Genomic DNA, 9143 nt, shown 5'->3' with positions numbered 1-9143 from the left:
GCCGGGGGGGCGTGGCCGGGCCACGGGCGGGGCCCGGCCGGCAGGCCGGCGTGGGCCCGCCCTTCCTGGGGCCGCGCGCCGAACAGGCGCCCGGTGCGTCGCGCGCCCGCCCTTCCCGACCGGGGCCGGGCGGCGCGCAGGCGCGCCGCGACGCGGGCCCGGCCCGGCCCGGCGCAGCCGAAGGTGGTGAGCAGGATCACTTCGACCGCGTAGGCGCGCCGGCACAGCCGGCGGGCAGTGGCCCGCTCCGTCCGCGCGGGGCACGCCGCCCGCGGCGGCTCCGGGCCCACGGGCCAAGGGAGTTACCTGCATCCGCCCCCGGGGCGCCACCGACGGTCGGCGCCGGCCCCTTCGGGCCGGTTCGCCGGCGGGCGAGGCCCTCGGGACCCCCGCCCGCGGTCCGCGGGACCACGTGTTCCATAATGGCTTGTGAATGTGAATACGTTCACAAGGTCAGACCGCGCAACCCGCGCGACGCGGAGGAGAAAGAACCGTGGATCTCGCTCTCGCACCGGAGACGCTGGCTCGGTGGCAGTTCGGCATCACCACCGTCTACCACTTCCTCTTCGTCCCCCTCACCATCTCCCTGGCCTCCCTCACCGCCGGTCTACAGACCGCCTGGGTGCGGACCAGGAACGAGAAGTACCTCAGGGCCACCAAGTTCTGGGGCAAGCTCTTCCTGATCAACATCGCGATGGGCGTGGTCACCGGCATCGTGCAGGAGTTCCAGTTCGGCATGAACTGGTCCGACTACTCCCGCTTCGTCGGCGACGTCTTCGGCGCACCGCTCGCCTTCGAGGCGCTGATCGCGTTCTTCTTCGAGTCCACCTTCATCGGCCTGTGGATCTTCGGCTGGGACAAGCTGCCGCCCAAGCTGCACCTGGCCACCATCTGGACCGTCGCCGTGGGCACCGTGATCTCCGCCTACTTCATCCTGGCGGCCAACTCCTGGATGCAGCACCCGGTCGGCTACCAGATCAACGAGGAGTCGGGCCGGGCCGAGCTCACCGACTTCTGGCACGTGCTCACCCAGAACACGGCGGTGGCGCAGTTCGCGCACACCATCACGGCCGCCTTCCTCACCGGTGGCGCGTTCATGGTCGGCATAGCCGCGTACCACCTGATACGCCGGCGGCACACCGCCGTGATGCGCACCTCGCTGCGCGTCGGGCTGATCACCATGGTGGTGGCCGGTGTGCTCACCGCCGTCTCGGGCGACCGGCTCGGCAAGATCATGTACGAGCAGCAGCCGATGAAGATGGCCTCGGCCGAGGCGCTGTGGGAGACGGAGGGGCCCGCCCCCTTCTCGCTCTTCGCCGTCGGCGACGTGGACCAGGGCCACAACGTGGTGGCCGTCGAGGTGCCGGGACTGCTCTCGTTCCTCGCGCACGACAACTTCTCCGAACCGGTGCCGGGCATCAACGACATCAACGAGGAGCTCCAGGAGCTGTACGGCCCGGGCGACTACCGTCCCAACATCCCGGTGGCCTACTGGAGCTTCCGCTGGATGATCGGCTTCGGCATGGCCTCCGCCTCCCTCGGGGCCGCCGGTCTCTGGCTCACCCGCCGCCGGTTCTGGCTGGCCGAGCGCCTCCGCACCGGTGAGGACGAGCGACCGCGCCTCGCCCTCACCAGGAACCGTGAGCTTCCTCACCTGCTGACCCGCTGGTACTGGCGGCTGGCGCTGCTCACCATGCTCTTCCCGCTGATCGCCAACGCCTGGGGCTGGATCTTCACCGAGACCGGCCGCCAGCCCTGGGTGGTCTACGGGCTGCTGAAGACCGAGGCGGCCGTCTCGCCCGGGGTCTCCCAGGTCGAGGTCCTCATCTCGTTGCTCGTCTTCACCGCCCTCTACGCGATCCTCGCCGTGATCGAGGTGCGGCTGATGGTCAAGTACGCCAAGGCCGGGCCGCCCGAGCTGACCGAGTCCGACCTGAACCCGCCAAGCCGCATCGGCGGGGACGATCCCGCCGCCGACCGCCCGATGGCGTTCTCGTACTGAGGAGTTGGCCCGATGAGTCTTCCCGAACTCTGGTTCGTCATCATCGCCGTGCTGTGGATCGGCTACTTCTTCCTCGAGGGCTTCGACTTCGGCGTCGGCATCCTCTCCGGAACGCTCGCCCGGGACCGGGCGGAGCGCCGGGTGTTGATCAACACCATCGGCCCGGTGTGGGACGGCAACGAGGTCTGGCTGATCTCGGCCGGCGGCGCGACCTTCGCCGCCTTTCCCGAGTGGTACGCCACCCTGTTCTCCGGCTTCTACCTGCCGTTGCTGCTGATCCTGGTCTGCCTGATCGTGCGGGGCGTGGCCTTCGAGTACCGGGCCAAGCGGCCGGAGGAGTCCTGGCAGCGGAACTGGGAGCTCGCCATCTTCGTCACCTCGCTGACCGTCGCCTTCCTCTGGGGCGTCGCCTTCGCCAACATCGTGCGCGGGGTGCCGATCGACGCCGACTTCGAGTACACCGGCGGCCTGCTGAACCTGCTGAACCCCTACGCGCTGCTGGGCGGCGTGGTGGCCGTGGTGCTGTTCACCTTCCACGGCGCGGTGTTCACCGCGCTCAAGACCGTGGGCGACATCAGGACCAGGGCCCGGCGCGCGGCCGGCCTCCTCGGCGTGGTCGGGGGCGTGCTGGCGGCCGGCTTCCTGCTCTGGACGCAGTCCGAGAGCGGCAACGCCCGCAGCCTGGCGGCGCTCGTGGTGGTGGCCGCCGCCCTGGTGGCGGCGCTGCTGGCCAACGCGGCGGGCCGGGAGGGGTGGGCGTTCGTCTTCTCCGGCGTGGTGATCGTGGCGGCCTTCGCCATGCTGTTCCTGGCGCTCTTCCCGAACGTGATGCCGTCCTCGCTCGACGCGAACTGGAACCTCACGGTCGAGAACGCCTCGTCCGCCCCCTATACGCTGCGCATCATGACCTGGTGCGCGGCGTTGGCCACGCCCGTGGTGCTGGTCTACCAGGGCTGGACCTACTGGGTGTTCCGCAAGCGCATCGGCACCCAGCACATCGCGTCCTGAGAGTGACCCGACCATGAGACCGATCGACCCCCGCCTGCTGCGTCACGCCAGGGCCACCCGGCGCTTCCTGATCGCCTCGGTGGTGCTGGGCCTGGCGGGGGCGCTGCTGGTGATCGGGCAGGCGCTGCTGATCGCCGGCATCGTCACCGACGCGTTCACCGAGGGCCTGGCCGTCGCGGAGCTGCGCACCCCCCTGCTGCTGCTCGCCGCCACGGCGCTCGGGCGCGCGCTGGTGAGCTATCTCACCGAGCTGGCCGCGCACCGGGCCAGCGCGGCGGTGAAGTCCGAGCTGCGCACCCGGCTGCTCGAACACGCCGCCGCGCTCGGCCCCGACTGGCTGGCCGGCCGTACCACCGGCGAGCTGACGACGTTGGCCACCCGCGGCATCGACGCGCTCGACGGCTACTTCGCCCGCTATCTGCCGCAGCTGGGGCTCGCGGTGGTGGTGCCGGTCGCGGTGCTGGCCAGGATCGTGACGGACGACTGGATATCCGCGGCCACCATCGCCGGCACGCTGCCGCTGATCCCCCTCTTCATGGCGCTGATCGGCTGGGCCACCCAGGCCCACATGGACCGCCAGTGGCGCCAGCTGACCCGGCTCTCCGGCCACTTCCTCGACGTGGTCGCCGGCCTCGGCACGCTCAAGGTCTTCGGCCGGGCCAAGGCCCAGGCCGAGAACATCCGGGCCATCACCGCCGACTACCGGCGGGGCACCCTGCGCTCGCTGCGGATCGCCTTCCTGTCGTCGTTCGCGCTGGAGCTGCTGGCCACCATCTCGGTGGCGCTGGTCGCGGTCAGCATCGGCATGCGGCTGGTCCACGGCGAGCTCGACCTCTACACCGGTCTCGTGGTGCTGATCCTGGCGCCGGAGGCGTATCTGCCGCTGCGGCAGGTGGGCACCCAGTTCCACGCGGCGCAGGAGGGCCTCTCGGCGGCCGACGAGGTCTTCGCGGTGCTGGAGACCGAGCCGCCGGCGCGGGGCCGGGGGCCGGTGCCGACCGAGGCCGGCATCACCGTCGAGAACCTGGTCGTCCGCTACCCGGGCCGGCCGACGGACGCCCTGCCCCGCACCAGTCTGACGGTCTCCCCCGGCGAGACCGTGGCGCTCACCGGCCCCTCGGGCGGCGGCAAGTCCTCGCTGCTGGCGGCCGTGCTGGGCTTCGTGGCACCCGCCGAGGGACGGATCCTGGTCGGCCGTCAGGACGCGGGCCCGGTGGATCTGGCCACGGTGGAGCCGGCCGCGTGGCACCGGCGGATCGCCTGGGTGCCGCAGCAGCCGCGGCTCTTCGCCGGCACCGTCGCCGAGAACGTCCGGCTCGCCAGGCCCGAGGCCGACGACGTGGCGGTCGCCGCGGCGCTGCGGGACGCGGCGGCCGGCGGCCTGGAGCCGAGCCGGCGGCTCGGCGAGGGCGGCGCGGGGCTGTCGGCCGGGCAGCGGCAACGGGTGGCGCTGGCCCGCGCGTTCCTGTGCGACCGGCCGATCCTGCTGCTCGACGAGCCGACGGCGGCGCTGGACGGCGAGACGGAGGCGGCCGTCGTCGCGGCGATCCGCCGGCTGACCGCGGGCCGCACGGTGCTGTTGGTCACCCACCGCCAGGCTCTGCTGGCGGCGGCCGATCGAGTGTTTCACGTGGAACCAACCGCCGGGCCGGCCGGCGCCTGGCCGGCGCGGCCGACCGGGGACACCGCGTTGCTGTCCGCGCGGCGTGCGGACGCACCGCCGTCAGGCGGGGAGGCCGATGAGGCCGATGAGGCCGAAGGGACTCTTCCTGTCGTGGCCGGCGAGGCGGCAACGCACGTGGTGGGTACGGTCGGCCGGCGCGGCGCCGGGTTGGGTGGCCGCGCGGCAGGACCGGCCGACCACGGCCCGGCCGTTGGCGCCGACGCCGTGGCCGGCGTGGCCGCCGACGGGCGGCGCCCCCGGCCGCCGGCCGGGCGGCTGGCCCCGCGGCGCGCGGCGGCGCCACCGCCGAGCCCCGCCGGCCAGGCGTTGGCGTGGGTGCGGGAGACCGCGCGGACGCAGACGCGGCGGCTGGCGCTCGCCACGTTGCTCGGCGCCCTCGCCCTCGGCAGCGCCGTCGGGCTGATGGCCACCTCGGGCTGGCTGATCTCCCGGGCCTGGGAGCAGCCGCCGGTGCTCTATCTGATGGTCGCCGTCACCGGCACCCGCGCCTTCGGCATCGGGCGGGCCGTCTTCCGCTACGCCGAGCGGCTGCTCAGCCACGACGCCGTGCTGCGGATCCTCGCCGAGCTGCGGGTGACCGTCTACCGGCGGCTGGAACGGCTGGCGCCCGCCGGGCTCGGCCGGGCCAGGCGGGGTGACCTGCTCTCCCGGCTGGTGGCCGACGTCGACGCGCTCCAGGACTACTTCCTGCGCTGGCTGCTGCCGGTCGCCGCCGCCGTCACCGTCGGCGTGGGCGCCGTGGCGTTCACCGGTTGGCTGTCGCCGGCGGCCGGCGTCGCGCTGGCCGCCGGGTTGCTCGTCGCCGGGCTCGGCGTCACCGCGCTCGCCGCGGCCCTGGCCCGCCGCACCGAGCGCCGGCTCGCGCCGGCCCGCGGCGAGCTCGCCACCCACACCGTCGACCTGCTCACCGGCGCCGCCGAGCTGACCGTGGCCGGCGCGCTGCCGGCCCGGCAGGCGGCGCTGCGCGCCGCGGACCGGGAGCTGACCGGGCTGGCCGCCCGGTCCGCCGCCGTCACCGCGCTCGGCGCCGGACTCACCACCCTGGTCACCGGGCTGACCGTCGCCGCGGCCGCCGCGCTGGCGGTGCCGACCGTGTCGGACGGCGTCTGGCTGGCCTCCGCCGTGCTGGTCCCGCTGGCCGCCTTCGAGGCGGTCGCCGGCCTGCCGCAGGCGGTGCAGCAGCGGCAGCGGGCCCAGCGCGCGGCCGAGCGGATCCGTGAGATCACGGAGGCGCCGGCCCCGGTCCGCGAGCCGGTCGAGCCCGCCACCGCGCCCGAGGCCCCGTTCCCGCTCCGGCTGCGCGGGCTGACCGCCCACCACCCGGGGGCGACCGAACCCGCGTTGCGCGGCGTCGACCTGGAGCTGACCGCCGGCCGCCGGATCGCCGTCGTCGGCCCGTCCGGCGCGGGCAAGACCACCCTCGCCCACTGCCTGCTGCGGTTCCTCGACCCGACCGCCGGCACCTACACCCTCGGCCCGGTCGACGCGACGGCGCTGGCCGGTGACGACGTCCGCCGGCTGGTCGGCCTGTGCGCCCAGGACGCGCACATCTTCGACTCCACACTGCGCGAGAACCTGCGCCTCGCCCGCCCCGAAGCCGACGACGCCGCACTGCGCGAGGCGCTGGCCGCCGCCCGGCTGCTCGACTGGGTCGACAGCGAGTTGCCGGACGGCCTCGACACCCTGGTGGGCGAGTTCGGCGCCCGGCTCTCCGGCGGCCAGCGGCAGCGCCTCGCGCTGGCCAGGGCGCTGCTCGCGGACTTCCCCGTCCTGGTGCTCGACGAGCCGGCCGAGCATCTGGACCTGCCCACCGCGGACGCGCTGACCGCCGACCTGCTCGCCGCCACCGAGGGCCGCACCACGGTCCTCATCACCCACCGGCTGGCCGGGCTGGAGGCGGTGGACGAGGTGCTGGTGCTGGACGGCGGCGAGGTGGTCCAGCGCGGCACGCACGCCGAGCTGGCCACGGCCGACGGCCCGTTCCGCCGGACGCTGGAGCTCGAACGGGTCGCGGGAACGGCCGCCCGGGGCACCGCGAACACGAGTTTCGCCCTGGTCAGGGAGTGATTATCCTCGGCTCATGCGGCAGTTGCCCCGCCTGCTGCGGGCCGTGGAGGCCATCGGCGGCGACCTCGCACCCGACGCCGTACCTGACCGGCTGACGCGGGCCGCGGCCGAGCTGGCGGACGCCCGTTACGCCGCCCTCGCCGTCCTCGACGAGGAGGGCGAGGCCGTCGGCCGCCTCGTCGTCCACGGCGGGACCGGTCCCGGCGACCCGGCCGGCCGCACCGAACCGCTGGTCCGCGCCCTGCTGCACGGCGGGCCGCCCCCACCGCCGCTCACCGTGCCCGTACTGGTCCACGGCGCCGTCCACGGCCTGCTGCACGTCGCGGGCAAGCGGGACGGGGCGGCCGGGTTCACGGAGGAGGACCGGCGACTGCTGGGCGTGCTGGCCACCGAGGCCGGGTTGGCCATCGGCAACGCCCGGCTGCACGAGGCCGTCCGGCAGCAGGCCCGGTGGATGGACGGCAGCCTGGAACTCACCACCTCGCTGCTCGCCGCCGACGAGGACAACGCCCTCGCCGTGGTCGCCGAACAGGCGCGGCGCCTCGCCGACGCCGCGACCGGCGTCGTCCTGGAGCCCGCCGAAGGGGAGAACCTGGAGGTCGTCGCCGCGAGCGGTGAGGAGGCGGGCGGGCTGGTCGGCACCGTCGTCCCGGCGCGTGGGAACGCGCTCCGCCGGGTGCTGGCCGGGGAGCCGGTGGTCGTCGACGACCCGCGCGCGGCCGACCCCACCGACCTGTTCCCCGCCTGGGGCCGCGGGCCGGGCCTGCTGCTGCCGCTCGCCAGCGACGGCACCGCGCTCGGCGCGCTCGCCCTCGCGCGGGCCCCCGGCTCCCCCGCCTACACCGTGCCGGAGCGCGCCCTGGCCACCCAGTTCGCCCAACAGGCCGCGCTCGCCCTGCTGCTGTCCAGGGCGCGCCGCGACCGCGAGCGGCTGGCCGTCCTGGCGGACCGCGACCGGATCGCCCGCGACCTGCACGACCTCGTCATCCAGCGGCTGTTCGCGGTCGGCATGGTCCTGGAGGGCGCCCGGCGGGCCGAGGCGGAGGGGCGGGACGAGATCGCGCGGCGCATCGCGCGGGCCACCGACGAACTGGACGCCACCGTCCAGGAGATCCGCACCACCGTCTTCGCCCTCCAGCAGCCGCCCGAGGACACGCCGGCCGGCCTGCGCGCCCGCGTACTGCGGGAGACCGGCGCCGCGGCCGCCACCCTCGGCTTCCCGCCGTCGGTCGCCTTCACCGGGCCGGTCGACGCGCTGGTCGGCGAGGAGACCGCGCGCAACCTCGTCGCCGCGCTGCGCGAGGGCCTCTCCAACGCCGCCCGGCACGCCGGTGCCCACCGGGTGGAGGTCGCGGTCGACGCCACGGCACGGCTGCCGGACGGGCGGGACGCGGTGCGGCTGACCGTCGCCGACGACGGCCGGGGCCTGCCGGCCGGGCAGGACCGCAGCAGCGGGCTGCGCAACCTCGCCCGGCGGGCCGAGTCGCTGGGCGGCTCGGCCGCCCTCGGCCCCGGGCTCGACGGCGCCGGCACCGCGTTGACATGGCAGGCGCCCCGGTGAGGCGGTACGGTCACCGCCATGGCAGGACGCACAGTGGTGATCACCGGGGGCGGCACCGGCATCGGCCTCGCGGCGGCGCGCGCCTTCGGGCGGGACGGCGACACGACGATCCTCGTCGGGCGGCGCGAGGCGGTCCTCGAACGGGCGGCGGCGGAACTTCCGGACGCCGTGCCGCTGCCGGCCGACCTCGCGGAGCCGGCGGAGGTCGCCAGGGTCGAGTCCGTGATCGCGGACCGGTTCGGCACGGTGGACGTCCTGGTGCACAGCGCCGGCGGCAACGGCGGCCTCGAACCCGGCCCACCGGACGGGGCCGGGCGGCTGGCCGCGACGGCACACCAGTGGACCGTGAACTTCCGCGCCAACACGTTGTCCGCGGTGCTGCTGACCGAGGCGCTCAAGGACCGGCTCGCCTCGCCGGGCGGCCGGCTGCTCTTCCTCAGCTCCATCGCCGCGTTCCGCGGCTCGGGCTCCAGCGGCTACGGCGCGAGCAAGGCCGCCCTGCACCCGTACGCGTTCGCGCTGGCGCGCGAGCTGGGACCGCGGGGCGTCACGGTGAACGTGGTGGCGCCCGGCTTCGTCGACGACACGGGGTTCTTCGGTGACGGCGTCACCGAGGAACGGCGCCGGACGCTGATCGCCGAGACGGCCAACGGCCGGGCGGGGGAGCCGGGGGACGTCGCCGAGACGCTGCACTGGCTCGCCTCGCACGCGGCGGGCCACGTCACGGCGCAGGTGGTCCAGGTCAACGGCGGCGCGGAACGGGGCCGCTGACCTCGGGGGTCCGAGCGTCAGGCGGCCGAGGTCAGTTCGGGGTGCGGGGC

At 75.1% G+C, this 9143-nt stretch carries 6 protein-coding genes; 5 read left to right on the top strand and 1 reads right to left on the bottom strand.

Translation table 11 applies throughout. The features are described 5' to 3' along the window. On the bottom strand, window positions 1-290 hold a 290-nt coding region (locus tag E1283_RS38250; RefSeq protein ID WP_207930519.1), incomplete at its 3' end, for a hypothetical protein. Between the two features lie 203 nt (window positions 291-493). On the opposite strand from E1283_RS38250, the gene E1283_RS25220 reads away from it, so the two are divergent. Genes E1283_RS25220 through E1283_RS25200 form a run of 5 tightly spaced genes read left to right on the top strand, consistent with a single transcriptional unit; the run spans window position 494 to window position 9093 of the window. Then, window positions 494-2002, top strand: a complete 1509-nt coding sequence (locus tag E1283_RS25220; RefSeq protein ID WP_132820441.1) for a cytochrome ubiquinol oxidase subunit I — start codon at window positions 494-496, stop codon at window positions 2000-2002. 12 nt (window positions 2003-2014) lie between these two features. After that, window positions 2015-3010, top strand: coding sequence for a cytochrome d ubiquinol oxidase subunit II (gene cydB / locus E1283_RS25215; RefSeq protein ID WP_132820440.1), 996 nt, complete (start codon window positions 2015-2017; stop codon window positions 3008-3010). A gap of 13 nt (window positions 3011-3023) precedes the next feature. Beyond that, the gene (gene cydD, locus E1283_RS25210) at window positions 3024-6761 is read left to right on the top strand and encodes a thiol reductant ABC exporter subunit CydD (protein WP_132820439.1); all 3738 of its coding nucleotides are present in this window, start codon (window positions 3024-3026) and stop codon (window positions 6759-6761) included. Window positions 6762-6774: 13 nt separating this feature from the next. After that, window positions 6775-8322 (top strand): GAF domain-containing protein, encoded by a 1548-nt coding sequence (locus E1283_RS25205; protein ID WP_132820438.1) that lies wholly within the window; start codon window positions 6775-6777, stop codon window positions 8320-8322. Between the two features lie 18 nt (window positions 8323-8340). Further along, on the top strand, window positions 8341-9093 hold the full coding sequence (locus tag E1283_RS25200) for an SDR family oxidoreductase (RefSeq protein ID WP_132820437.1): 753 nt from the start codon (window positions 8341-8343) through the stop codon (window positions 9091-9093). The last annotated feature ends 50 nt before the right edge of the window (window positions 9094-9143 follow it).

Source organism: Streptomyces hainanensis, from assembly GCF_004348415.1.
GTDB lineage: Bacteria > Actinomycetota > Actinomycetes > Streptomycetales > Streptomycetaceae > Streptomyces > Streptomyces hainanensis.
Note: the sequence above shows the minus strand (reverse complement) of the source record. Positions and strands in the feature narration are given on the sequence as shown.

Excerpts from the sequence above, each read along its gene's own strand:
- E1283_RS25200 (WP_132820437.1), top strand. The coding sequence starts at position 8,341 with ATGGCAGGACGCACAGTGGTGATCACCGGGGGCGGCACCGGCATCGGC.
- cydD (WP_132820439.1), top strand. The coding sequence starts at position 3,024 with ATGAGACCGATCGACCCCCGCCTGCTGCGTCACGCCAGGGCCACCCGG.
- cydB (WP_132820440.1), top strand. The coding sequence starts at position 2,015 with ATGAGTCTTCCCGAACTCTGGTTCGTCATCATCGCCGTGCTGTGGATC.
- E1283_RS25205 (WP_132820438.1), top strand. The coding sequence starts at position 6,775 with ATGCGGCAGTTGCCCCGCCTGCTGCGGGCCGTGGAGGCCATCGGCGGC.